The following is a 22408-nucleotide window of genomic DNA, read 5'->3' as shown; positions in this document are numbered from 1 at the left end:
CGATCGGAGCTTACATGCAGAGATGTCCGAAGAGCCGTGTCTGTACTATTGCCTATTTTTATTGATATCAAGGGCTTGTATCATAGAGGTCCCGATACTGTTATATGTTTATACTATTCTCCGTTTGAAAGGCAGGGTATACAGGATATAGGCAATACCGCACAAATGTAAAAATTTGATTTTCTTATGAATTTGAAAAAATGGAATTTTGTCAAATCAATACTTTCAAGAAAGTCAGCCTTCATATACAGCGATTTTATACTATTCTCCCTTTGGATTGTGGATATAAATAATATGTGACCATAGAAGATAAACCGATTTTTCATAAGTTAAAAAAGGATATATCCATGCTTCTATTGGAGAATAGTATTACGACGGTTTTCAAATTATGCGGTGTTTTCTATATCATTACCAAAAAACCGTTTGGAGGATGACGCTTATCTAAAGGAGGTGCCACAATGGATCCGAGGGTAGAAAAACTCCTCGATACAGAATTTTCCTATCGCAGCAACGAAAAAGAAAACGGAGATATCGATGTCTTTGTCGATCTTGAAGGACGCACGGTCGATCTTGGTTGCAAGGATCCGCGGCTGTCCCGCATCCAGTTTCCCAAGGTTAAGTTTTTGCTGTTTCGTATCTCCGGGGAGGATCGCCGTCTCACCCTCCATATGATGAGGGACATCGATCTCTTCTCCGCCTTCGCCAATGTCGAACTTTCTTTGGAAGAAGGTGAAAAGATAAAACTTCGGATGAAGGAGACTTCGATGGAACTGAGTATAAGATGCCCCTCGTCGAAAGAGGGGTAGCTGATGTGGGGTAGGATACTGAGGGTGTAGGGACTATGGATATCACCCTTATGTGGATCCTTGTTATAAGGAAGCACCGCACAAGTCCAAAAAGCAGGAAAAACTTCGTTTTTCTTGGACAAAGGCATTTCTGAAAGCTCTCGTTTGCGAAGCTTTCTATATTTTGAAAAACAAAGGAAAAATCATTTTGTGTTTTTATGCGGTACTTCTGTAGACGATAGTAAAACCTCTGATAATTTTACGGGTATGGAGTTGTTGTGCTTACAGGATCAGTCTTTTTCTACTGCAGAAAGGTACAAAAACGGATAGGAACCGACACAGAGAAAGGAGGAAGTCATGGAGCTTGTTATAAGTGCGGTGTTTGGAGATCCGCAGAAACCTGCGGACCATATCGCCGAAACGGTAAGAGAGGTGCGGAAAAAACTCAAGGAAGAGTTCGGTGTGTTGGAGATGGATGGTTTGGAGAAGATTGATATGTTTGTCTGTTTCAGCGGAAGATTATCGACCTACTACCCTTCCTCGGGCATCTATCAGAGTCGCTATCACAAGAAGGAGAAAAAACTGACGCTGACGGTGCACTTCAGTGAAGGGGAGTGGAGCGGACGTGAAGAAGACAGGAAGATCTTTCTTCAAGGCTATCGAACCTACCTCCTCCAACTTTCGGAACTGATAAGGAAGAAGGTCGGTCAAGGCTTTGAGGAGACGGCTTACAGACAGGCGGTCAAAAGAAGTTTTGAATCGTTTTAGAGAAGTCATATCGAAAGAAGAACGCACATGGGTACAAGGCTTGCCCTGATTTTGCGTTCCTCTTTGTCGATCGAGATCCGTTTATAGAAAGACGGTACTGCCGGCAATACTTAGGGCAATACCGCACGATTTGAACAATCAGCATAAAATCAATTTTGTAGGAAGGATGAAACCTCCGAAAATGTTGATAGGATAAACTTTCGTATTTTATAAACCCGAAGAAACATCGGAAGTTTGCCTTTGTGCGGTGTTTTCTTAGTTGCAGAATACAGATATTAAAGATTGTTAGGAGGAGAATATGCTCAAAGAACAGGGATGGACAAGGAAGAACTACGAGGTTTTGAAGGAGCTGATCCGGGCACATCGAAGCCCTGAGGAAACTCAAAAATACCACAGAAACTATGTGGTCGCCGACTGGGACAATACTTCGGCGATGTACGATGTGCAGGACGCGGTGTTCCTCTATCAACTCTTTGAGTTGAGGTATGCGATGGACCCCGAGGACTTTCTCTATGTCTTACGCAAGGAGTTCGAGATGGAGGAGGGTTCGCACGCATACCGGATCTCCGCGTATATCGCACAAGTCTACACTCGCCTGTACGAGAGGAAGAACGAAGGGGCCGACAAGCTGAAGGAAGAAGAAGACTACAGAAACTTTGTCGCCTCGATGGTCTACTTCTACAACGAGCTCTCTTATGCACAGCTCGACTACGGGAAGGGCTGTCATCGCATCCTGTACCTCTTCTACAAGATGACCGAGGAGAAAGTGAGGCTCTTGACAAGGGAGGCCTTGGATTTTTGGATGAAGGAGCCTTTGAAGATCCTGAAATTGGAGTTCGACTTTGAGGGAGATAAGATCCAAACCTGTATTCAGACGGGGATCAGGAGGATCTCCCAACAGGCGGACCTTTATGACAAACTCCGAAACAACAACATCGACGTCTATATCTGTACCGCCTCATCGGAGCTTATTGTCGAGGAGGTAGCAAGCTCCAAGGTCTTGGGTTACGGGTTTTCCAAGGGGGAGGTCGTAGGGATGAACATTCTCAAGGACGAGGAGGGGCGTTTTCTGGCGGAGGTCGACACGGACAAGCTCCTGACCTATATGCAGGGCAAGGCCGACTATCTTGCGAGTTTGGAAGGACTCTACGGCAAGGCTCCCATCCTGTATATGGGCGACAGCGACGGCGACTACCGGGCCCTGACCTATCCGAACCTGAAGGTAGGTCTGATCGTCAACATCGAAAAAACAGGAGAGATCAACAGACTCAAGGAGATGGCGAGAAGAGCCTACGAAGGAGGGACAAGATACCTTCTTCAGGGAAGGGACGAGAGGATAGGAGAGTTTATCGACAGCGAAACCAGTATAGAACTGGCAAGATAGATCAAAGTATTGTTCACTCCATCTGACCGCTGTAGTGATATATCGGGAAACACCGCACAAAGGAAAATTCCTGTTCTTCCTTTGTACGGTGATTTCAAAGTTCTATCTATATAAAACAATTCGTACCGTTCACTGCAATTCCGGTTCGGATGTTACTTTACAAAATAGTTTGGGAATCAAGAACCAAATCAACGGTGGATACTGTTCTCGACTGATACGATTCTCCAATAGAAGGATGGATATATCCTTTTTTCAACTTACGAAAAATCGGTTTATCTTCTATGGTCACACATTATTTATATCCACAACTCAAAGGAAGAATAGACTGATTTGATAAGACTTTGTTTCTTGCAACTTCGTAGGAAAATCAAGGTTTTATATTTGTGCGGTATTGCCTATACTGTTATTCTTTCGAGATGTGGATATCAATGATTGGTATTGGAATAGGAACGGAAGTGTTTTTTTTGATGATTGCAGGCTCGGTATGACAGATCTTGTATCGACAGTAGTAAGCGATTATGGAATTAAAACGGGAAATAGCAATGGAATCATTCAAGAAAACGATAGTTACTAAAGAAACAAAGGAGGAAGGTATGAAGACAGTGCTTACTATCGCAGGCTCAGACAGTTCAGGCGGAGCGGGCATTCAGGCGGACATCAAGACCATGACGGTACACGGAGTCTATGCGATGAGCGTGATCACGGCAATCACGGCCCAGAATACGATGGGAGTGATCCGTGTGGAACCTGTTGCCGTCAAGATGGTCGCCGACCAGCTCGATGCCGTATTCCAAGACATCGTCCCGGATGCGGTCAAGATTGGAATGCTCGGAACTGCCGAGATCATACATACTGTCGCATACAAGTTGAGGGAGTACGGAGCTAAGCATATCGTCCTCGATCCCGTTGCATTTTCGACATCGGGCTCTCCCCTTATTGAGGAGGAGGCGATCGAGACCTTGGTTCGTGAACTTCTTCCTCTTGTGGAACTGATCACTCCGAACCTGTCGGAAACCGAGTTGTTGTCGGGAGAGAAGATTACAGGCCTTGAAGATATGAAGAAGGCGGGCAAAAGGATGTTGGAACGGACGGGAGTGTCCGTTCTGATAAAAGGGGGACATCTCGAGGAAGAACCGACGGACGTTCTTGTATCGGAAGAAGGGATTGTACTTTTTGAAGGGAGAAGGTTCAACAACCCCGATACCCACGGAACGGGTTGTACCCTTTCAAGCAGCATCGCATCGAACCTTGCCCACGGCAAGGATATGAAGACGGCGATCCGAGAAGCCAAGGCTTACGTTGCAAGAGCGATATCCGCCGAACTTCATCTCGGAATAGGAAGAGGACCGCTGAATCATATGTATCGCAGTTTTTGTACCAAAAGGTTCAAATAGGGGAACCGGTCTTTTGTAAGGCAAATACCGCATAATTCAAAAAATCGTTGTATAGGAAAAAGAAACTTCTTGAAAGGGTTGATATGTCCAACTTTCAAACCTTATAACTTCATAGGGAAATCAGAAGTTTGCCTTTGTATGGAGAGCTCTTATATCCTCAAAGACGGAATGTCTTTTATACTATCGTCCAATAGAAGTGTGGTTATATCTACTTTATGACTACGAACATCCGTGTTATCTTCGGTTGAGCACAGGTTTCTGATGTCCACAGCTCAAATGAATAATAGTATTAATAAAAAAAGTGTGTTGCAAGACGATGGGTCTGTTATTTTGCAACACACTTTTCTTACAAATATGGAATTTCAATCGGGTTATTCTTCCTCATCGAGCTCCGCGTCGATCTTTTTTATTTTGCTTTCATTGATACGGCGTAAGAGAGCGTAAAGAACAAAACTCATCGTGTACATCGACAGGAAAAATACGACCAATGAAAATAAAAACTTGGGGTCTGTCACTTTGGCGTATTTCTCGGAGTAGGAAGTATAGTTTTGGATCCCGAAGATGATCGTTGCCACCGAAGTCGCTATGAAAGCGTTTTTTAACGGGTGAATCTCACGAACCATATCAATTCCTTTTCTTACATTCCCGACCAAAATATAGAAACCCGAAAATATGACACAGACCAATTCCACCAGATATTGTTCGACAGCTGCCTTCAATATTACCTGCTGTACGATTACAGATACAAACAGGACAACGAACAGGAGTTGTGCGAGGTCGCTCCCGATCTTTCTTCTCTCGGCGATAATACGTTCATCATAGATTTGTTTTGTTTTCATTGTTTTCATCCTCCCAAAAAAGTTCGTCTAAAGTTTTGTTTAATGCCTTGCAAATACTGATACATAGAGCTAATGAAGGGTTAAAATTCCCTGCTTCGATCAGTCCTATGGTTTGACGCGAGACTCCGATTGCATCTGCGAGATCCTTCTGCGTCATATCTTTTTCCACTCTTGCGAGCTTCAATTTTTTGTTTTTCACGACTTCAACTCCTTTCTTACTCATATAATACAATATATAATTCTTTATGTCAAATATATATTATATAAAGTTTTGTATATTATATATCTTAAAATATCAGAAGAATAAAATCCTTGAAAGAACAGCGAAAAAAACATCCCTCGTTTTATTATATTGGGCAGTTGAGGAGATGGATCGTCGTTTCAAAAAGCATGGAAAAGAGCTTTGTATGCGAGAGGAGTTCTTGAATGGCGTCACTTCATAAGTTCTTTGTTGAAGTCTATAATACCATTCTCCAATAGAATCGTGGTTATATCCGTTTTGCAACTACAAACGCCCGTTTATCTTTCAGGGAGTACAAATCGGTGTTATCGATACTTCAAAGGATGAAGAGTATAAGACGATGACAGGATTTCCTGTTTCCATAGATCAGTTATACGGGTTGAAAAATCTATGAGCACACAAAATGTTTTATCCGAAGGTATCGTCTGTTTCTCTTATCGTTTGGAACAACGAAAAAGAATACTCTGATTTTAGAAAACACCGTATAATTCGAAAACGGAGTGGAAACATAGTTTTTCTTGAACAAAGTCATTCCCGAAAGTGTGTATTTGGAAGAGTCTTCACGCGTATTGAAACAAAGAAAAAATCATTTTGTGTCTTTGTGCGGTATTTCCTCTGTGCGGAAGTTGCCGTACAAATCTCTTGACAATATTCCACAAGTAGAATATAATCAAGATATTCCATTTGTGGAATATAATTCGTTTCAAAGGGGAGGAATCGTTGTGCTCAAGCATGGAATACTCGGATTACTGAGTTATACAGATATGAGCGGTTATGAGATCCGAGAAGTGTTCAGGGACTCCCTGAACTTTTTCTGGCCCGTTCAGACCAGCCAAATTTATCGTGAACTCAATGTGTTGGAAAAAAACAACTGGATCGTAAAACAAACGGTTGAACAAAGCGGAAAACCCGATAAGAACATCTGCTCAATCACGCAGAAGGGACGGGAGGAGTTGTTGCGTTGGTTATCCGATGTCAATGTGGATTTGGATATGCGTTCTTCTGTTTTGATGAAGACTTTTTTTATGGGGGAGTTAGAGGTTTCAAAGAGTGTGGAATTTTTTAAACTGCTGAATCAAAACTATGCTCTCGGTTTGAAGGCGATTCAACAGACAGATGCCTCCATAGAATTGTACGGAGAAAAGATGTCCGATAAAAAGCGCGCCTTGTTCTGGAAAATGACCGCCGACTTCGGGAAACGGTATGCACAAATGTACTTGGATTGGACAGAGCACTGTATCGCTCTCTTGGAAGAAAAGGAGGAGCAATGAACATTCTTGTGATCAACGGAAGTCCGAAAGGAGAGAACAGCAATACGCTTCGGCTTACCGATGCTTTTTTGGAAGGCATTTGCGACCAAAAAAAGAACAGTCTTCCCCAAATTGAACGACTCCATATCGCACAGATGGACATTCGTCCCTGTCGAGGTTGTTTTTTCTGTTGGAAGACGGTGCCGGGAACCTGCTGTATCAAAGATGATATGCAATTGGTGCTGGAAAAACTGTTGTGGGCCGATCTTGTCATTTGGAGTTTTCCTCTATATTATTTCAGTTTGCCCGGCCACTTGAAAACGGTCATTGACAGACAACTTCCTCTGTCGTTGCCGTTTATGCTGCCGGACTCCGAGGGAGGAGGACACCCTGCACGATACGATATGAGCGGAAAAAAGACTATCCTGATCTCCACCTGCGGATTTTATACGTCAAAGTCCAATTATAACAGTATTGAAGCACAATTTGACAGGATCTGCGGTAAAGACAAGTACACGAGCTTATTCTGCGGAGAAGGAGAACTCTTTGCCGTTCCGGAATTATCCAAGCAAACGCAAACCTATCTTGAGAAGGTATATCAGGCAGGTGCGGAATATATCTCCAGAGGCATACGCGAAGAAACAAGAAAAACATTGGAGGAGCCGATCCTGCCCAGGGATGTGTTCGAACGTATGGCGGATGCAAGCTGGGGGGTGGCTCCTTCCGGAGAAAAGCAGGAGGCTTCGTTGACCTTTACCAGACAGATGGCGAGCCTTTATAACCCTGAGTCATATAGGGGAACCGACATTCTTCTGGATATGGACTATACGGATATCGGCAAGCGTTATCGGGTCGTTTTGGGTCAAACGGAAAGTTGTGTTCTGGAAGAGTTTGACGGATTGCCGACAACGGTTATTCATACTCCCTTCAAAGTATGGGAGGCGATCGCTAAAGGAGAGATGGAGGGTAGTGAGGCATTGATGAAACATCTATACTCCGTTGAGGGCAGTTTTGATGTCATGATGAGGTGGAACGAGTACTTCGGTCAAGCTTCAAATGTCGAACAAGGCGACAGCAAATCCTTGATAGAGGAAAAAACGGATATGAGGTATGTATTGACCCCGTGGATTGTATTATGGGTAGCGGCAAGTATCCATATCTTTTGGGGAAGTCTGATCAGTATCTTTGTTTCCTGTTTGTTGCCCATGGTGTTCTACAAGAACAAAAAAACCGTATACGATGTGATTTCAGGAGCCGCGGTCAGTGTGTTTTCGATGATGTTGTTGATCCGGATACCTTCCATGGTCGTAATCCCGATGTCTTACTTCGCATTCGGTTTGATGTGGAGCATATCCGCCTTGAGGGACATACCTCTTTCCGCTGAATATTCCAAGAATGATTACGGTGGGGACAGGGCCTTTCGAAATCCTTTGTTTATTAAGACAAATCGTATTTTGACCGCCGCTTGGGGAGTTCTTTATCTGCTTACGCCGATTTGGACCTATTTTATTATGCGTACAGATGCAAGAATGTATATTGGATTGATCAATTCCATACTTCCTGCAATCATGGGAGTTTTTACTGCCCGATTTCAGAAATGGTATCCGCAAAAAATAGCAAGAGGAAGCAGCAAATAACAATTATTCATAAAGCTGAAATCGGATAAAATACGATCGGTAGAAACGGTATGCACTTCAAAGAGTTTGAAGGATTGCAGAGCGAAAGGAACGATAAGTCGGATGCTTAAAAAGATTATAAACGGGTATCATAGAACACAAGCTATGCGTTTGAAGCAGGCTCGTGGAATTGCTTTACAGAACAGAGATAAGGAGATGAAGATAAGATGAAAAAACTGGTTTTCGGTATTGCGATGGCACTGTCCTTGGCGGTAGGGGTGTCCTGTACGGCGAACAGCGGATCTTCGGTGCCTCAAGCAGAGCAGACCCTACAGGAACAGACCGATCAGGCGGTGCTCAAGGACATGAGTCCGAGCGAATTGGAGGAACTGTTGAAATCGGGGGAAAAGCTTGAAGGGGCAGTCCTGGTCGATGTACGTACGGCGGAGGAGTTTGCTTCCGGACACTTGAAAGGAGCGATCAATATTCCTCTTCAAGACATCGAGGCCAATGTAGGCAAAGTCGAAGAGTATAAGGATCGAAAGATCATCCTGTACTGTCGCTCGGGCAATCGGAGCGGACAGGCCGGAGAGCTTCTGGTCGCCAACGGATTTACCGATGTCTATAACGCAGGAGGCATAGGCGATTATTCAAGCGATGTTATAGAAAAGTAGAACAAAAGACGCTATTATAACAGCGTCTTTTTTTTATGGAAAGCAGTAAGGGATATAACTCAAAGTATAGGCAATACTTATTACTCCCTCTGTAAATAAGCGGATGGTAAGAAAAAGATAAGAACGGTAATAAACATTACAATAAGTCCGCTGACAACGGATAGGGTTGATGAGGAGATATATTTGGTAAGCCGACCGAAGAAAAAGAGGGTTACGGGTGCCAAGACTCTAAATAGTGTCGACATCGTGGAGAATGTAGTAGCAACCCTATCTTTGGGAGCATTCTGCTGAATAAGTACATTTAACGGGATGTTCGAAAGGGCACCGATGTTACCCGCAATAAATATTGTGATATAAAGGCAGAGAGTCACATACATAGTTTGATCCTGGAAGAAAACTGTAACTCCTGTTGTAAAGACGACAAGCCCTTGAATAAAAAGAGTTTTCGCATAGAACTTTTCCAAGTGCTTTATTACCCATTTGTAGATAAGAAGAGAGCCTGTAATTGTTCCTATGGCACGGGCAGTGGAAATGCTTCCGAAAAACAAATCGTTGTAGTGAAGTTCAAGCGTTACAATAATAGGCAGGAAGAGTTCAAAAAACGGTATGAAAAACAAATTTGTCACAAGGGAAAGGAACACAACACGTTTCAAAGCACGATGACGAAAAATAAGAGCCATCCCTTGAGATAATTCTTCTGACAAATCTATATCAGAGGGTTTACATTTTTTTGGCGGTTCAAGGTCTTTTATGAGGATTTCACTGAGCCCGGAGAGAGCGTAGGATATTGCATTTAAGATGACAACAGCTTTAAAGCTGAAAGTCCCGAAAAGAAAAGCTCCCAACACCGGTCCCAAAACAGTAGAGATGTTGATAAAGGCGTATAGGGCGGAATTTATTTTTTTCAGTTCGTTTTCTCCTGTGCAAATCAGAGGAATAAAGGAAGCGATGGCAGGGTCGAAAAACACACCTATACCTGAAATGAAAAAGGTAATAATCGCGAGAGCCGAAACATGGAGATGTTCTGTTTTCAGAAAGAATACAATGGACAACATAAGTATTCCACGAAGAAGGTCGGAGAGCACAATTATTTTCTTTTTGTTCAATTTATCAACGATTTGACCTGCAAAAAAGCCGAAAAATAATTGTGGAAGGGAAGAAATAGCAATAATTTGTGCTAAAATATCAGGCTTTTTAAACTCTTTGATTAGGAACAAGGTCAAAGATACCAAGTAGATTTTGTCTCCGAGGCTCGATACCAGATAACCGAATAATAAAAGCCTTCTGTTTTGCTCATTATCTTTTTTCAAAACGGTCTTCCTCCTCGTAGCCTTATCTTTAGAAGTGAATGGACGTTATTCCGAATTGTCAGAGGGCTATTTTGTGTCAGTGTAACAAAGTATGTCGAACGATTTCCAAACCTAGATAGAAAAGAACACCTTTGCTTCGTCCGGAAAAACAACTAAGATGGTGATGCTTGAAAAGGTATTTAAAACAAATGGGATTGTCTACACTTCTTCAGTTAAGAGTCGTTGTCTTAAATGGAATATTGATTATGCTATAATTATACTGCAAAATGGAACAGACGGAAACAAAAAAAGAAGGAGAGCTTGAAAAAAATCGAGAGATTTCAAACGGAAATCCTGCAAAAAAAGTGTTAAAGTTTGGATGGTTTTATGGTATGATTAAGCATAATATAAGTGAGGAGTTAAGGGTCGTGAACAGAAGGGATAAGATAAACTATTATCTTGATATTGCACAAACGGTCACAAAGCGGGGGACTTGTCTGAGGAGGAACTACGGCTCCATCATTGTGAAAAACGACGAGATCATCTCCACCGGCTATACGGGTGCTCCGCGCGGAAGGGCAAACTGTACGGATCTGAACTACTGCCTCAGAGAGAAACTCCGCATACCCAGGGGTCAGATGTACGAGAAGTGTAGGAGCGTCCACTCGGAGATGAATGCGATCATCTCCGCATCGAGAAGGGATATGATAGGTGCGGACCTCTATCTGGTCGGCATTGACTACCGCACGGGAGAGTATGTGAAGGACGCATCTTCGTGCAGTATGTGTAAGCGTGCCGTCATCAACGCAGGTATCGAGAGGGTCTACATCCGTGATACAAAGGATGATTATCGGGTCGTCGACGTGCAGGATTGGATCGACAACGACGATTCCTTGTCGGAAGATCTGTCGCCGGGATATTAAGGATATACCGCATAATTCCAAAAAATCAGTATGACATCGATGTTATCGGAAGGATGAAATTCTTAAAGAAGATAGTGAATAATTCTACAAAGCGGAGCAAAACCGGTTTCATACAGAGCATAAGCTCCTTGGAAGTGCTCCTTTCGCAAGATTTTTGTTCCGTATAAAACAACAGTAAAATCACAAGATGTCGCTTTGCACGGTATTTTCTTAAAACAAAAAATTTTGGGGTCTTATAACCTCGAAGGGAAAGCGGGAATTTGTCTTTGCTCGGTGTTTCCTAAACGGTTCGAACAGGTACTAGTGTAAAACAAAAGAGGGATACGGGAATGGTTGCTATAAAATTAGTATTGGCATTTTTTACAGGTTTTGTTATTTGTTATTTGCTCACACCCTTTGTGATCAAATTCGCTCACATCGTCGGGGCGATTGATGTGCCCAAGGACAACAGAAGGGTACACAAACAGCCGATACCGAGGCTCGGAGGTCTGGGTATCGCCACGGCTTTTTCGGTGGGGGCTCTTATCTTCGGAGGAGTACACAAGGAGTTGATTGCGATTCTGATTGCTTCTTCGATTATGGTAATTATGGGAATTATCGACGATACCAAACCCTTGGATGCGAAGCCCAAGCTCGCGATTCAGATTCTATGTGCTTCAATTGTCGTGTACTCCGGAGTAAGGATCGACTATCTGGCCAATGTCTTTACAGGTCATGTTATGTGGCTCGGCTATTGGGCGGTACCCATCAGTCTGTTTTGGATCGTGGGGATCACCAACTGTATCAACCTTATCGACGGCTTGGACGGTCTTGCGGCGGGGATCTCGTGTATTGCGGCCTTTACGCTCGCGTCGGTCTCGATTCTCAACGGCTACTATGTCTACGGGACGATCTTTATGTGTCTGGCAGGCTCCACGGCGGGTTTTCTGCCCTTCAACTTCAACCCTGCAAAGATCTTTATGGGGGATACGGGTTCTTTGTTCCTCGGCTTCATCCTTTCGGTGATGGCGATTGAAGGAACGGTTAAAACCGTTACTCTTGTTGCGGTCATCGTGCCCATCTTGGCTCTGGCGGTGCCTATTTTTGATACGACCTTTGCCATCATTAGGCGTAAGTTGGCGGGCAGGCCGGTCATGGAAGCGGATAAGGGGCACTTGCATCACAGGCTTCTCGACAAGGGTCTGAGCCAAAAACAGACGGTCCTCGTCCTCTATGCGGTCAGCGTTTTGCTCGGAACGAGTGCTGTTTTGATCACGCGTTTGCAGGTCAAGATCGGGATCCTGATCATCTGCTTGGATTTTCTTTTTATCACCTATAGCGTATACCGCCTTCGCATCCTTCAGAAGAAGGATTGAAGTATGGAACAGGGAGGGGCTCATCAACGGCCGGGATCGAAGCCTGCGTTGTATGCCCTGTTTTTTTGCCCGGATACAACAGGGCAAAAAACATTTTTTGGAATGGAGTATCGGAGATATCGATATATTTATTCGTTTGATACTGTTATCTGTTAAAATTGACAGGTCGACTACTTTGAAGCATATCGTTATCCAAGTTGCTTTTCGAAAATGATAATTCCGTATACCCGACATTTCAAACGGAGAATAGTAGGAGTTATTGATATCAAAGAACTGTATTTGGCGATAGCCGGAACTGATTTTTTTTGATTGCACAGTGGATATAAAGAACTGTCGGATATCGATATAAGAGAAAAGGAGAGGATGTTTATGGAAGACAAGAAATTGGAGAGGGTCCTGTTTTATGCGTCACTGGTCCTGGTTTTTGCGGGCTATGTTTCGATCTTTATGCTGACCGATATGCTCAACAAGCTCAGTTACCTCGTTTTGTTCGTCGTCGTGTTCGAGGTGCTCTTCTTTGCCTTGGAGGGTAAGAGAAAGAAGTTGATCCGACGGATGAAGGTGGAATATGACAAGTCCGAGCAGTCGCAGGAGCAGAAGAAGCTGATGATGTATTCGAGGATCGCTCTGTTTGCGGGCTTCTTCACCATACCCGCCTACATCAGAGAGAGAAGTCCTATCTTTATGTTGCTGTCGGCCCTGTTTATGATCTTGGCTATGGTGCTCAACGACAAGGTGCAACGCCTTTATCCTCTCGCGGGGAAACAGGGACGAAAACGTGGGAAGAAGAAGAGAGAACATTAGTAGATCGGCATATTGATATTTAGCCTTATATGGCATCTTCGGCATACTCCGGTCGGATAAGGTCTTTTAAACACTCTTGAGAAAGGATGGAAAGTGATGGAGAAGGTACTGAAGGTAAGGGGACTGAACAAATCCTATGAGGATAAGCAGGTCCTGCACGATTTGAACTTTGAGGTGGAGCGAGGGGAGATCGTCGGCTACATCGGTCCCAACGGTTCGGGAAAGAGTACGACAATCAAAATCATTCTCTCGCTGATATCCGATCATACGGGTGAGATTGAGATCTTCGGCGAGAAGATCGGAGGGGACAGTACAGACTACAAGAGGAGGATCGGTTATGTGCCCGAGATGTCGATGATCTACGAATCCCTGACACCGGCGGAGTACTTCTCCTTCCTTTCGCGTATTTACGGGATGGATACAAACGATTACCTTGACAGGGCACAAACCATGCTCAAGATCTTCGGTGTCGAGGAGCATATACAGCAGAGGATGGAGAGTTTTTCCAAGGGGATGAAACAAAAGGTGAGCATTGTATCTTCGATGCTCCACAATCCGGACATCCTATTTTTGGATGAGCCGTTGAACGGTCTGGATGCCAACTCCGTCGCTATATTCAAGGACGTCGTCTCAAGCTTGGCGAAGAAGGGAAAGACCGTCTTTTATTCTTCGCATATTATGGAAGTGGTGCAGAAGGTAAGCAGCCGTATCATCCTCTTGAAGGAGGGTTATATTATCGCCGACGGGACGATGAAGGATCTGGAGGAGCACAGTGAGGACAAATCCCTTGAGAGCATTTTCAATCAATTGACGGGCTTTGATGAGAAGGCGGATCTGGTCAAGGAGTATGTGGACTGTGTATTGGGAGGACATAGAGATGAATGAGACCTATGTGATCAAACTTTTGAGCCTGTTCAGGACCTTCTATGAAGGCGCCGGGGTGGACTATGAGCAGATGATAGAGATTCTGAAGTTGAAGCTGATCATGGACCGAAGAAGGGTGAATGTCATTGCAACGCAGGGAGAGGTAATCGATGACGGCAAAAATCAGTTTAAGAAATCGATGATCGTCACTTTGATCATGGGGATCATGGTCGGCTTCATCCTGTTGCTGCCCGTCTCGATCTTTTTGAGTATGCAAATTTTTATCCTGATGTTTCTGACTCTGCTTTCCTCAATCTTTATCTCGGACTATTCCTCAATCCTGCTCGATTTGAGGCAGAAGGAGTTTTTTATGACAAGGCCGATCGATGTCAAAACGATGTCGGTGGCAAAACTGACTCACATCATCCTGTATATTTCGACCTATGCCCTCGCACTTGCGGCGACGGGGATCGCGATAGGTACGTTTCGGCACGGCGCAGTTTTTTTGGGAATGTCGGTGGTCACCGTTCTTTTGACGGTCATCTTCTCCGTTGTGATCTCGTCGTTCGGCTATGCGATCTTGCTGAGGTTTTTTACGGGAGAAAAGCTGAGGGACATCATCAATTACTTTCAGGTAGGGGTGTCCGTCTTTCTGATGGTAAGCTATCAAGTCGTGCTCAGATTGATCGGGTTTTCTCCAGATCTCCAGGAGGTTCGCACCTATCCGACCCTTCTCTACCTTCTTCCCTCGACTTTTTTGGCGGCCCCGTATCAACTGCTCTTCGAGCACCAAACCTCTGCCGTCATCGTTGTGGCCTGTGTGGCCTCCGTCGTTGTTCCGGTCTTGCTTCTTCTGCTTTACTTGGCGAAGGTGATGCCTTACTTTGAGCGGAACTTATACAGGCTCTCGACGGCAAGCAGGAGAAATAGAGGACGTTTTGCACTGTGGAGGACTATAGTGGCGCTAACAGGTTCGAATCCCGAGGAGAAAAACTTTATGAGGTTCTACCTCCTTCTGTTTGGACGCGAGAGAAGACTCAAACTCCAAGTGCTTCCGCAGGTCACCTTTGCCTGCATCTTCCCCTATGTGTTCGTGTTCAACACCTTGGACAAGGGCGGTGATATCCTGCAACAGCTTCGGCAGGAACCGTTCTACCTCAACATTTATATTTCCGCCTTTACGGTCATGATCCTGTATTCTCTATTTGAGATTTCGAATCGGACCGAACGTGTCAACTCTTATCTCAGGTTGCCGATCAGAAACAGGGCCAACCTCTATACGGCCGGACTGAAGGCGGTCTGCCTGAAATACGTTGTTCCGATGTCCCTGTTCCACTGTTTTGTCTTCGGTATTCTGTGCAAAAGAGACGCCTATATCGACCTTGTGCTGATCTTCTCCAATACGGTCAATATTTTTCTGCTTGCAAATGCACTGGCGGGAATGGAACTGCCCCTCAGTCAGGAGGAGAACCTCGGAAAGTCGATTCGTGTTCAAAGGTTTTTTCTCTCTCTTCCTGTCGCTGCATTCTTTGTTGTAATCCATCTTTGGTCGGTGTTCTATTCCTCCGCTTCCGTCAGGCTTGTGTTGGCGGCCCTGTCGCTTATCCTCGTCATCCTGCTTGTCTCGATTTTGCTTAGGAAGATCATTGAGCGTCGACTTATGAACGAAAACAGCATATATCGATAAAAGGTCGCAGAACAGTATAAAGAAAAAAGCGAGAGTTTGAAACACTCACTTCAAAGATCCTGTGTATGTACTGAAATCGAAGAAATAAAGGATTCCTTTTTGTATGATGTTGACCTAAGAGTTTTTACAAAAGAAATGCAATAGCCTTCCCTGTTTTCGGGTAGATATTCGGGGAAGGTATTTTAATGTGGAAATTTATGGAGAAGAACTTGATACCGTCCCCCTTGGAAGTGTGGTCATATCCGCACTCACAAGCACAAAAATTTGTTTTATACTATTAATCTGTTAGAATTGACAAGTTTAATGCTTTGAAAGCATAGGAGCATCCAAATTGTTTTCAGCAATTGTATATTTTGTATACTCGGCATTTCAAAGGGAGAATAGTATTGTAATCTGTAGAATAAAGGGCATGGATATCGGCGGTTTGAATGAATGACAGTATGAAAACACAAGAGTTGATATTTGAATTTCAGACAATGTTTCAAAAAAAAATAGATAACGTAGAACAACTTCCCTTTGAAGATGTGGAGGGGATTACGGGAAAGGCGAGTATGAGGAGTCCGGCAATCCGAAAGTTTTCGATTCGTTTTTACGACGGAGAAAGACTGGATGTCATAGGCAAGTTCAAGTCGGCCCGTATTATCCGAAACGGGATCCGTCTGCTCAATTATGACAGGGACCTGAGGTTCTACTACCTTCTGTTGCGTTATCACGGCATCCTCGGCTTTGATAAGAGCCATATTCGAGAGATCGATTTCTATAAGGAGGTAGATGCCGATCTCAGAAGGCACCTGATCCCGACCTTCGGTTTTTACCGAAGTGACAGGAAGGACAGGTATATGATCCTTATGCAGGAGGTCGCATCGTCGAAGAAGGAGGGCGGTTCGAGGATCAGGGAGGTCCTCGATACCATCTTGCACTTTCATAGGGCACACTATAACCGCAAAGCCTCCGTTTCAGCCTGCCGTCTCAATTTTCCTACGAGCAGGGATTACAAGAGGAGTCGGCCCCTGCTCAAATATATGTTTGACAAGCTGGAGAAGAGCAACAGGGAGTTCTTTGATCCTGAGCAACTCAAGGGGATCAGGGCTTTTATCGAGGATATCCACCTTCGCCATGCCCGTCTTAGAGAGCACAGGACTCTCACTCACAACGATTTCAACCTGCGTAACATCTTTTTTGCAGAAGAAGGCGTGCTCATTTATGATTGGGAGTTGGCGAGTTTCCAAAATCCCGAGCATGACGTCATCGAGTTTCTGATCTTTGTTCTTCACGAAATGGAAGATGAAGAGGTCTTCGAGGCGATAGACTACTACAAGAGGGGTCTTCTCACCTCCCTTGATCTTGAGATTGACGAGGAGGACTACAGGCAGATTCTGGAGTTCAATATCCTGGAATATATTGTCAACAAGCTCAGTGTCTATCGGATTGTCGATGTGACGCTGGAGCTGGGCTTTGTCAAACAGATGTGTATCAATGCGAATCGGCTGCTCTGTCTTTTGACAGGCGGAAAGGAAGGTCGAAAATAATGGATCGGGAGATAAAAATTTTGGAATTGGCGGACTACTATGAGAAGTTCGAACACGGAGGGTGTCGGACTTATTTGATCGTCAACCGCAATGTGGAGGAACATCCGGCGATGTTCGGCTTTGTCGAGTTGTCGGAGGACTACAGGGAGGCGGAGGCCGTCTTCAAGGAGATGGAGAAGAGGGCGAAGGAGCTGGGTTTTAGGAGCCTGATCGGTCCGATGAACTACTGTACCTGGATGTCCTATCGCTGGGCGATCGACAACTTTGAGTTCAGGCTGTTTCCCGACTGTACCAATCCCTCCTACTACAATGAATGGATAGGAAGGCTCGGTTACAGGGAGCTCTACACCTACCGCAGTGCCGTCATCGATATGAACAATCCTCTCTTCGAGATGGGCAGGGCGGTCTATGAAGAAAAACTGGGAGAGGGCTATCGGTTTGAGCTCTATGAGGGAGAAGAGGCTTTTCCGGTTGCAAGGGAGGTCTACGAGATCTCGAGGGACGCCTTCCGCGACGCCTACCTCTACAGCGACCTTCCCTTCGAAGTCTTTGAGGAGCTCTACCTGTCGTGGATCAGGAACCTGAAGTTCTCCCTGATCGTCGCCTACGACGGAGGGGAGGCGGCAGGCTATGTCTTCGGCTATGAAAATCCGGTGGGAGAGGGCTTTATCTCCAAGACGAGTGCGGTCAAAAAATCCTACCAAAAACATGGGCTCTACGTCGCCCTGCTCTACCTAGGCTGTCTTCTCGTGAAGGACAAGGGGTACGAGGAGATGATCTACCATTTCCAATGCGAACAGAAGGAAGGATTCAGAAGGTTTGAAAAGAAGGTAGAGTCTAAGGAAAAGCGATACGCGGTATATTGTAAGGAGATTTAGATGGCAAAAACATGTATAAGGTGCTTGAATGATACTTCGGTCAGAGGAATCCGCTTTAATGACGAAGGACTGTGCAATTTTTGTGAAGCGTACTTGAGAGACAGGCGGACTCTGACGGACTATCCCAAGCTGGAAGAACTGTTTCGCTCAAGGGTAGACAGGATAAAGGGAAGGCATGCCTACGATGCGGCGGTCGGGATCTCGGGGGGCAAGGACAGCGTTTTTGTACTCTACGAACTCAAGCACAGGTATAATCTTCATATCAAGGCATTTACAATGAACAACGGGTTTTTGAGCGATGAGGCAAGGGCTAATATCGATCGGATTGTAGAAGAACTGCGGGTCGAGCATGAATACATTGAGTTTGATCCGGACCTGCTCAAACGATTCTACGCCTATTCGGTAAAGAAATGGCTGGTGCCTTGTGTTGCCTGTTCCTACATCGGCTACGCGTCGATGATAAATTTCGCCTCCAAGATCGATGCGGGGATGATCGTCCACGGTAGAAGCCCGGAGCAGATGTTTCGGCTCTACGGGGAGGATGTGTTCTCCGAGTTGGTCGAAGCGGGGCTGACGCCGATCGAGGAACTGGACCTTGCATCGCTCTACACGGGCCTCTTGGGCAGAATCGACGAAAAGCTGGACAAGAACCTGAGAGAAGACGTGAAGAAGATGTTGTTTGAAGATATTCGGGGGGACGACTTCCGCGAGTTTGTCGCCTACTTTCTCTACCATCCTTACAACGAAGACGAGATCGTACGGTTTTTGAAGCAAAATACGAGTTGGAGGGTGGGAGAACACTATAACCACTACGACTGTCGTATCCATCCCGCGACTAAGTACATCTACCAGAGGGCGGAGGGAAGGCCCCATATCCTGCCGGAGGTGAGTTTTCTTGTGAGGGACGGTCAGTTGAGTGTGGAGGATGCGAAGAAGAAACTGGAAGGAGAGATTCTTGAATCCAAGCCGGAGGCGGAGATGAAGGAACTCTTCGACTACATCGGCAAGCCTCAAGGAACAACGCTGCTCAAGGCGGAACTCTACAAGAGGGTGATCTCCAAATGGAAGTAGCAGGGTATTTTCTGTATAAGGGGAGGCTCTTTATCTACGCCCTCCTTGCCCTTTTTCTTTCCTCGGTCATTTCGGCGGCTGCATCCTCGCGTTGCGAATTGTTTGTACTGCCGATCTGGTTGCAGCTCCTCCTAGCCCGTACCCTCGATGACTTTTTTGACTATGAAAAGGACGCGAGAAGATCGGTACGCGGCATGAACGGGGAGGGGGGAAGAGGCATTTGTTTCGGCAACTCAAGGTATGGTTTGGACCGAAGAGGATTGAGAAGACTCTGCCTTGTGACATCTCTGCTCTATGTAGGTGTGAACCTTCTTATCTATGGAGCAGGAGGCCTGTTCTGTCTTCTTATCGTGCTGTGGATGTTGCTCGAAGAGAGGGTTCCATGGTTACAGAGCGGAGCGGGTGCGGTCAGCGGAGCCTACTACCTCAGTCGTGTCCGACCGTTGTCGGAGTTCGGACTGAGAGAATTTGTGTTTTTGGCGGGATTGGTACTGCTGTCCCTCGTATTTGGAATATGGAAAAGGAAGAGAAGAGATGATCTATAAAGGGGTAACGGGAGCGGATAGAAGAAAGACGGGAGGAAAGGGGTATCAGCTTGCCTCTTTGAAGCAGGCGGGTTACAGGGTACCTCCCTTCTTCGTTTTGACAACGGAGTTTTTTTCCGCCTTCTTAGGTGAGAAGGAGGAGGAATATCGAGATCTTCTGTCGAACTATGAGCCTTCCTCCCTCCCGAAGATCCGAGCCTTGATCGAGGGTAGGGAGTTCAGCGAGCAGATGAGGAAGGAGTTTTCCGAGGCTCTCCAAAGACAGTTTGAGTCGGGGGACCTGCTTGCCCTGCGTTCGAGTGCGGTGGACGAGGACGGGGAGACACATTCCTTCGCCGGGATGATGGAGACCTTTCTCAATGTGAGTCGGGACGAAGACTTGGAAGGATTGATCAAGGCCTGTTATCTCTCGTGTTTTTCGGATCGGGCGATGGAGTACCGAAGAGGACACGGTTTGATCAATGAAGAGATGGCGATGGCGGTCATCGTCCAAAAGATGGTGGAGGCGGAGGTGTCGGCGGTGATGTTTACGACCGATCCTCAGACCAACGATCCCGACAAACTCCTTATCAGTGCCGTTGAAGGTTTGGGAGAAGGCTTGGTATCGGGAGAGAAGAACAGCCACGATGTCATTGTCGATATTTTCGGGGATATCGTAACAAGGTCCGAAGGCTTTCCGCTCAGCGATGAGAAGATCAGGGAGGTCGCAGCTCTCGGGCGGGAGATCGAAGATCTTCACGAGAAGAAGAGGGCGAGGGATATTGAACTCTGCGTTTCGAAGGGAGAGATCTACCTCCTTCAGGACAGGCTGATCACAACATACCGCCACATTGACAAGAGGGAGTTTCGAACCATCCTGGACAACTCCAATATCATCGAGAGTTATTCGGGAGTGACCACTCCTTTGACCTTCAGCTTTGCAAGGGAGGTCTACGAAAAAATCTACCGTCAGACCTTGAAAGGATTCTATATCTCCGAGGAAGACATCGAATCCATCGGCGAGGACCTCAGGCAGATGATCTGCTTCTACGAAAACAAGGTCTATTATCGCCTGAACAGCTGGTATAGGATGACCGCCCTCTATCCCGGCTATGAGAAGAATAAGCGGTATATGGAGAATATGATGGGGGTCAAGGTCGAACTCAAGGAATCCGAGAGCAGGGCGAAGCTTCGTCTGATGAAGATCTACCTCCGCTTCGGTTACAAATTACTGCGTATCCGAAGGGACAGCGAGGCCTTCGTGAAGAAGTTCGAACGTCTCACCTCGCCCTATGCCAACAACCGTTTCGAGGGCTATGCAGACAAGGATCTGCTCAAGGTATACCGGGATCTGGAGGAGGCGATTCTGGACGATTTTACCACTCCGATCACCAACGATATGGGAGCCATGGTTTTTTTTGGTCTCTTGAGTGAGAAGTTGAAAAAGAAAAAGATCAAAGACAGTGAGGGGCTTATCGGAAAGATCCTCAGCAAGCAGGGCAATGTCGAGAGTGTCAAACAGAGCCTTGCGCTAATGGAGATCGTCAATGAGATTTGGGACGATGAGGAGTTGTTGCAGGAGTTTCGAAGGAGCAGTATCGAAGAGCTGAGATCTCGCCTCAAGGACGGTAGAGAGGTCAACCGGAGATTGCTGGACTATATTGACAATTACGGAGCAAGGGCGATGGACGAGCTCAAGCTTGAGACTGTAACCCTTCAGGAGGATTCGACCTTCCTGTTTCAGACCTTGAAGAACTATCTCAAGATGGAGGGGAAGGTACCGGTCTACCAAATAGAAGAGGTCGATGAGGGAGAGTTGTACCGTCAGGTGTCCTTCCTCGAAAAACAGCTACTCAAGGTCTTGGTAGGGATCACCAAGTATTTTGTACGAAACAGGGAGCTGCTTCGCCTTCGAAGAACCTATATCTATGCCATTGTCCGCAATATCTTTTTGAGGTTCGGGCACAATTTCGAAGTACGGGGTATACTTGAGCATTACAGGGATGTCTTCTTTCTGAACAAAGACGAGGTTTTTTCTCTTGCGGAGGGCAAAGACTTCGATGTTCGTGAGAGGATTGAGCAGAGAAAAGAAGAGTACGAAACCAATAAAGAAAAGAAGATCTATGAGAGGATGTACTTCTACGGAGAAGTGGCGGAGGAAACTATGATCCCGATCTTTAGTCGGCAGGAGATCCTCGAACACGACGAGACTATGCTCTACGGTGTCGCCGGAGGCGGAGGAGTGGTAGAGGGCAGGGTCAAATATGTCACGGATCCCGCTGATGCCGATGTGGACGGCTACATCCTGATGGCACAGAGGACGGATCCCGGTTGGACGGTACTTTTTCCGATGGCGAAGGCAGTCATCATCGAGAGAGGAAGCGTGCTCTCCCACTCCGCAGTCATCGCAAGGGAGATGGGTCTGACCCTCGTCGTCGGAGTGCGGGGTCTGACCGACAGAGTCAAGGACGGAATGAAGGTAAGGGTCGACGGAATAAGGGGAAGTATTGAATTGATGGAAGAAGAATAGAAA

Annotated in this window: 20 protein-coding genes; 17 read left to right on the top strand and 3 right to left on the bottom strand. The window is 45.7% G+C overall.

Annotated elements, in window-relative coordinates:
* The first annotated feature begins 458 nt into the window (after window positions 1–458).
* The 4 genes from ACFO4R_RS00395 (at window position 459) to thiD (ending at window position 4331) form a co-directional block, all read left to right on the top strand.
* Window positions 459–806: a hypothetical protein gene (locus ACFO4R_RS00395; RefSeq protein ID WP_379786964.1), complete on the top strand. Its 348-nt coding sequence runs from the start codon at window positions 459–461 to the stop codon at window positions 804–806.
* 336 nt (window positions 807–1142) lie between these two features.
* Window positions 1143–1553: an Imm12 family immunity protein gene (locus ACFO4R_RS00390; RefSeq protein WP_379786963.1), complete on the top strand. Its 411-nt coding sequence runs from the start codon at window positions 1143–1145 to the stop codon at window positions 1551–1553.
* A 298-nt stretch (window positions 1554–1851) separates the two neighbouring features.
* Window positions 1852–2937 (top strand): HAD family hydrolase, encoded by a 1086-nt coding sequence (locus ACFO4R_RS00385; RefSeq protein WP_379786962.1) that lies wholly within the window; start codon window positions 1852–1854, stop codon window positions 2935–2937.
* A gap of 593 nt (window positions 2938–3530) precedes the next feature.
* Complete coding sequence (gene thiD, locus ACFO4R_RS00380; protein WP_379786961.1) at window positions 3531–4331, top strand: bifunctional hydroxymethylpyrimidine kinase/phosphomethylpyrimidine kinase; 801 nt, start codon at window positions 3531–3533, stop codon at window positions 4329–4331.
* Between the two features lie 371 nt (window positions 4332–4702).
* On the opposite strand, the gene ACFO4R_RS00375 is transcribed toward thiD, so the two are convergent.
* A complete protein-coding gene (locus ACFO4R_RS00375) occupies window positions 4703–5170 on the bottom strand; it encodes a DUF6773 family protein (protein ID WP_379786960.1) in 468 nt (155 codons plus the stop codon).
* Window positions 5148–5369 (bottom strand): helix-turn-helix transcriptional regulator, encoded by a 222-nt coding sequence (locus ACFO4R_RS00370; RefSeq protein ID WP_379786959.1) that lies wholly within the window; start codon window positions 5367–5369, stop codon window positions 5148–5150. The genes ACFO4R_RS00375 and ACFO4R_RS00370 overlap by 23 nt, the downstream gene beginning before the upstream one ends.
* Before the next feature lie 764 nt (window positions 5370–6133).
* Between ACFO4R_RS00370 and ACFO4R_RS00365 the strand changes: the two genes are divergently transcribed.
* The 3 genes from ACFO4R_RS00365 (at window position 6134) to ACFO4R_RS00355 (ending at window position 8951) form a co-directional block, all read left to right on the top strand.
* Window positions 6134–6682, top strand: coding sequence for a PadR family transcriptional regulator (locus ACFO4R_RS00365; protein ID WP_379786958.1), 549 nt, complete (start codon window positions 6134–6136; stop codon window positions 6680–6682).
* Complete coding sequence (locus tag ACFO4R_RS00360; protein WP_379786957.1) at window positions 6679–8298, top strand: NAD(P)H-dependent oxidoreductase; 1620 nt, start codon at window positions 6679–6681, stop codon at window positions 8296–8298. Before ACFO4R_RS00365 ends, ACFO4R_RS00360 begins: the two co-directional genes overlap by 4 nt.
* 206 nt (window positions 8299–8504) lie before the next feature.
* Window positions 8505–8951, top strand: a complete 447-nt coding sequence (locus ACFO4R_RS00355; RefSeq protein WP_379786956.1) for a rhodanese-like domain-containing protein — start codon at window positions 8505–8507, stop codon at window positions 8949–8951.
* Between the two features lie 80 nt (window positions 8952–9031).
* Here the strand turns inward: ACFO4R_RS00355 and ACFO4R_RS00350 are convergent, their stop codons facing one another.
* Window positions 9032–10261, bottom strand: a complete 1230-nt coding sequence (locus tag ACFO4R_RS00350) for an MFS transporter (RefSeq protein WP_379786955.1) — start codon at window positions 10259–10261, stop codon at window positions 9032–9034.
* A gap of 407 nt (window positions 10262–10668) precedes the next feature.
* Here ACFO4R_RS00350 and ACFO4R_RS00345 point away from each other — a divergent pair, with 407 nt between their 5' ends.
* The 10 genes from ACFO4R_RS00345 to ACFO4R_RS00300 all read left to right on the top strand — a co-directional run bounded on the left by ACFO4R_RS00345 (window position 10669) and on the right by ACFO4R_RS00300 (window position 22405).
* The gene (locus ACFO4R_RS00345; RefSeq protein ID WP_379786954.1) at window positions 10669–11163 is read left to right on the top strand and encodes a deoxycytidylate deaminase; all 495 of its coding nucleotides are present in this window, start codon (window positions 10669–10671) and stop codon (window positions 11161–11163) included.
* A 329-nt stretch (window positions 11164–11492) separates the two neighbouring features.
* Window positions 11493–12518: an MraY family glycosyltransferase gene (locus ACFO4R_RS00340; protein WP_379786952.1), complete on the top strand. Its 1026-nt coding sequence runs from the start codon at window positions 11493–11495 to the stop codon at window positions 12516–12518.
* 369 nt (window positions 12519–12887) lie between these two features.
* Window positions 12888–13322 (top strand): hypothetical protein, encoded by a 435-nt coding sequence (locus ACFO4R_RS00335; protein ID WP_379786951.1) that lies wholly within the window; start codon window positions 12888–12890, stop codon window positions 13320–13322.
* 96 nt (window positions 13323–13418) lie between these two features.
* Window positions 13419–14207, top strand: coding sequence for an ABC transporter ATP-binding protein (locus ACFO4R_RS00330; protein WP_379786950.1), 789 nt, complete (start codon window positions 13419–13421; stop codon window positions 14205–14207).
* Window positions 14200–15873 (top strand): hypothetical protein, encoded by a 1674-nt coding sequence (locus tag ACFO4R_RS00325; protein WP_379786949.1) that lies wholly within the window; start codon window positions 14200–14202, stop codon window positions 15871–15873. Before ACFO4R_RS00330 ends, ACFO4R_RS00325 begins: the two co-directional genes overlap by 8 nt.
* Window positions 15874–16301: 428 nt before the next feature.
* The gene (locus ACFO4R_RS00320; RefSeq protein ID WP_379786947.1) at window positions 16302–17402 is read left to right on the top strand and encodes a phosphotransferase; all 1101 of its coding nucleotides are present in this window, start codon (window positions 16302–16304) and stop codon (window positions 17400–17402) included.
* Entirely contained in the window at window positions 17402–18280 is an 879-nt protein-coding gene (locus ACFO4R_RS00315) for a hypothetical protein (protein ID WP_379786946.1), read from the top strand. The genes ACFO4R_RS00320 and ACFO4R_RS00315 overlap by 1 nt, the downstream gene beginning before the upstream one ends.
* Entirely contained in the window at window positions 18281–19351 is a 1071-nt protein-coding gene (locus ACFO4R_RS00310; protein ID WP_379786945.1) for an adenine nucleotide alpha hydrolase family protein, read from the top strand. It abuts the gene before it with no gap.
* Entirely contained in the window at window positions 19342–19896 is a 555-nt protein-coding gene (locus ACFO4R_RS00305) for a hypothetical protein (protein WP_379786944.1), read from the top strand. The genes ACFO4R_RS00310 and ACFO4R_RS00305 overlap by 10 nt, the downstream gene beginning before the upstream one ends.
* The gene (locus ACFO4R_RS00300) at window positions 19886–22405 is read left to right on the top strand and encodes a PEP/pyruvate-binding domain-containing protein (RefSeq protein WP_379786943.1); all 2520 of its coding nucleotides are present in this window, start codon (window positions 19886–19888) and stop codon (window positions 22403–22405) included. Before ACFO4R_RS00305 ends, ACFO4R_RS00300 begins: the two co-directional genes overlap by 11 nt.
* Window positions 22406–22408: the final 3 nt, after the last annotated feature.

Source organism: Filifactor villosus, assembly GCF_042652965.1.
Classification (GTDB): domain Bacteria; phylum Bacillota; class Clostridia; order Peptostreptococcales; family Filifactoraceae; genus Filifactor; species Filifactor villosus.
The sequence above is the reverse complement of the archived record's forward strand: the minus strand, read 5'-3'. Positions and strand labels throughout refer to the sequence as shown.

Excerpts from the sequence above, each read along its gene's own strand:
- ACFO4R_RS00395 (WP_379786964.1), top strand. The coding sequence starts at position 459 with ATGGATCCGAGGGTAGAAAAACTCCTCGATACAGAATTTTCCTATCGC.
- ACFO4R_RS00390 (WP_379786963.1), top strand. The coding sequence starts at position 1,143 with ATGGAGCTTGTTATAAGTGCGGTGTTTGGAGATCCGCAGAAACCTGCG.
- ACFO4R_RS00385 (WP_379786962.1), top strand. The coding sequence starts at position 1,852 with ATGCTCAAAGAACAGGGATGGACAAGGAAGAACTACGAGGTTTTGAAG.
- thiD (WP_379786961.1), top strand. The coding sequence starts at position 3,531 with ATGAAGACAGTGCTTACTATCGCAGGCTCAGACAGTTCAGGCGGAGCG.
- ACFO4R_RS00375 (WP_379786960.1), bottom strand. The coding sequence starts at position 5,170 with ATGAAAACAAAACAAATCTATGATGAACGTATTATCGCCGAGAGAAGA.
- ACFO4R_RS00360 (WP_379786957.1), top strand. The coding sequence starts at position 6,679 with ATGAACATTCTTGTGATCAACGGAAGTCCGAAAGGAGAGAACAGCAAT.
- ACFO4R_RS00355 (WP_379786956.1), top strand. The coding sequence starts at position 8,505 with ATGAAAAAACTGGTTTTCGGTATTGCGATGGCACTGTCCTTGGCGGTA.
- ACFO4R_RS00340 (WP_379786952.1), top strand. The coding sequence starts at position 11,493 with ATGGTTGCTATAAAATTAGTATTGGCATTTTTTACAGGTTTTGTTATT.
- ACFO4R_RS00335 (WP_379786951.1), top strand. The coding sequence starts at position 12,888 with ATGGAAGACAAGAAATTGGAGAGGGTCCTGTTTTATGCGTCACTGGTC.
- ACFO4R_RS00330 (WP_379786950.1), top strand. The coding sequence starts at position 13,419 with ATGGAGAAGGTACTGAAGGTAAGGGGACTGAACAAATCCTATGAGGAT.
- ACFO4R_RS00325 (WP_379786949.1), top strand. The coding sequence starts at position 14,200 with ATGAATGAGACCTATGTGATCAAACTTTTGAGCCTGTTCAGGACCTTC.
- ACFO4R_RS00320 (WP_379786947.1), top strand. The coding sequence starts at position 16,302 with ATGAATGACAGTATGAAAACACAAGAGTTGATATTTGAATTTCAGACA.
- ACFO4R_RS00315 (WP_379786946.1), top strand. The coding sequence starts at position 17,402 with ATGGATCGGGAGATAAAAATTTTGGAATTGGCGGACTACTATGAGAAG.
- ACFO4R_RS00310 (WP_379786945.1), top strand. The coding sequence starts at position 18,281 with ATGGCAAAAACATGTATAAGGTGCTTGAATGATACTTCGGTCAGAGGA.
- ACFO4R_RS00305 (WP_379786944.1), top strand. The coding sequence starts at position 19,342 with ATGGAAGTAGCAGGGTATTTTCTGTATAAGGGGAGGCTCTTTATCTAC.
- ACFO4R_RS00300 (WP_379786943.1), top strand. The coding sequence starts at position 19,886 with ATGATCTATAAAGGGGTAACGGGAGCGGATAGAAGAAAGACGGGAGGA.